Source organism: Streptomyces sp. NPDC020362 (assembly GCF_040642095.1).
Taxonomy (GTDB): domain Bacteria; phylum Actinomycetota; class Actinomycetes; order Streptomycetales; family Streptomycetaceae; genus Streptomyces.
In genome coordinates this window covers 1-1,302 of record NZ_JBFAET010000109.1, presented here as the reverse complement: position 1 = coordinate 1,302, position 1,302 = coordinate 1, and the positions used below count along the sequence as shown (strand labels likewise).

The following is a 1,302-nucleotide window of genomic DNA, read 5'->3' as shown; positions in this document are numbered from 1 at the left end:
CGGGTTCGGCCCTTCCTCGCTGTCGTGCGGTCTCACGGCGGTTTCGGCCCTTCCCCGCTGCCGTGCGGTTTCACCGTGGTTTCGGCCCTTCCCCGCTGTCGTCCGGCCTTACACCGGCTTCGGGCTTTCCTCGCTGTCGTCCGGCCACACCCCGATGTGGTCCGGTTCCAGTTCCAGTGCGACGCGGTCGCGCATGTTCAAGGCCTTGGTGTACTCGGCGGGCAGCTGGAGGCGGCCGGCGCGGTCGAGCATGGCGTACTCGCGGGCGACCACCGTCTCGTGACCGGTCGTGGCGTCCACCTCGCTGCGCCGCAGTACCTCGGTGGAGGTGCGGCCGTCGCGGATGGCGACCGTTCGGCGGACCTCGCCGGCCACCGCCTGGTCGTGGGTGACGATGACGATCGTGGTGCCCAGGGTCTCGTTCGCCGTACGGAACGCGTCGAAGATCTGCGCGGCGGTGTGGGAGTCGAGTTCACCGGTGGGCTCGTCGGCGAGGAGGACCGCGGGAGCGTTCGCGAGGGCCACCGCGATGGCGACGCGCTGCTGCTGGCCGCCGGACATCTCGTGCGGGTGACGATCGCGGCAGTCGGCCACCTGGAGCAGCTCCAGCAGTTCCAGGGCGCGTTCGGCGCGGGCGCGGCGGCGGGAGCGGGTGCCGGAGAGCTGGAGGGGGAGGGCGACGTTCTGGGCCGCGGTCAGGTAGGGGAGGAGATTGCGGGAGGTCTGCTGCCAGACGAAGCCGACGACCTCACGGCGGTAGGCCAGGCGGTCGCGGGCGGTCATGGTGAGCAGGTCGCGGCCGGCCACCCGGGCCGCTCCGGCGGTGGGGGTGTCCAGGCCGGCGAGGATGTTCATCAGGGTGGACTTGCCGCTGCCCGAGGCGCCCACCAGGGCCATCAACTCGCCTTCGCGGACGAGGAGGTCGAGGCCCTGGAGAGCCTGTACCTCGATGCCGTCCGCGGAGAAGATGCGGACCAGGCGGTCGCAGGTGATGAGGGCGTCGTGGCCGTAGGCCGGGGTGTTGCGGGTCTCGGTGACCTGGCCGGCGAGGTCGGCGAAGGTGGGGTTGCGGGTGCGGGTGCGGTTGTGGTCGGTGGTCATGAGGTCTCCTGTGTGGGTGCCCGGTGCTGCGGCGAGGCGGGGAGGGGGTCGCTCATCCGCGCTCGCGGGGGTCCCCCCACTCTCGGCTTCGCTCGAGCGGGGGGACCCCCCCCTCCCGCCCCCGCCGCCCCCTCCGCACGTCGGCCCGCCGCGGGGTACGAGCAGGGCGGGGGGCGGGGGGGGGGGGCTGCGGTGGCGCGG

At 73.3% G+C, this 1,302-nt stretch carries 1 protein-coding gene; it reads right to left on the bottom strand.

From position 1 onward, the window contains the following. Positions 1-108: 108 nt before the first annotated feature. A complete protein-coding gene (locus AB0H32_RS30310; protein WP_361126864.1) occupies positions 109-1,101 on the bottom strand; it encodes an ABC transporter ATP-binding protein in 993 nt (330 codons plus the stop codon). Positions 1,102-1,302 lie beyond the last annotated feature (201 nt).

Coding starts and splice junctions, on each gene's coding strand:
- AB0H32_RS30310 (WP_361126864.1), bottom strand. CDS start 1,101: ATGACCACCGACCACAACCGCACCCGCACCCGCAACCCCACCTTCGCC.